This window comes from Pseudoalteromonas rubra (assembly GCF_000967655.1).
GTDB lineage: Bacteria > Pseudomonadota > Gammaproteobacteria > Enterobacterales > Alteromonadaceae > Pseudoalteromonas > Pseudoalteromonas rubra_A.
This window is the reverse complement of sequence record NZ_JXYA01000150.1, coordinates 1-571: the sequence shown is the minus strand read 5'-3', so window position 1 is coordinate 571 and position 571 is coordinate 1. Positions and strand designations below refer to the sequence as shown.

Annotated in this window: 1 protein-coding gene; it reads right to left on the bottom strand. The window is 48.9% G+C overall.

Annotated elements, in window-relative coordinates:
• Window positions 1-571: collagen-like triple helix repeat-containing protein (locus tag TW77_RS25540; RefSeq protein ID WP_046007500.1), on the bottom strand; the 571-nt coding region annotated here is incomplete at both ends.

Genomic DNA, 571 nt, shown 5'->3' with positions numbered 1-571 from the left:
ATCAACATCGCTTTGGTTTGCTTTTGCTGCCAGTGCCTGATTAAACTGTGTTTCTGTAACATAGTTGGTCAACACTTGGGTTACATCCGAGCTTAGTACAAACGAGGTGAAGTCGGGCAGCTCTGTACGTTTAACCAGCTGTTCAACGTCGTAATCAACGCCCTTAGCCAGAATAGACCAGGGTTGTTGAACATTGCCCTCTGAATCCATTGGCGGCACACCAACCACTTCCTGGGTCGCGATAAACGCACTGCCCATATAACTAATCACGTCTCCAACCAAGTATTCGGTGGTCAGCAGATAGCCTGAAGCATTAAAGTTTATGCCAGCTGAACCTTTCGCTACCAGCAGTTGCCAGCGCTGTGTATCCTGCTCAGGAGACAGATTAACACCATCCGTTTCTGTAATAGCTGTTGATGCTATATATGCGCTGCCCTGGAAGGTAACGACATCGTCAACCTGATAACCAGATTGTGCATTCCAATCACCCTTAACTTGCAGCCCTTTTGCACCAGGCGCGCCATCTTTACCAGGTGCGCCATCTTTACCTGGGGCACCGTCAACACCGTCT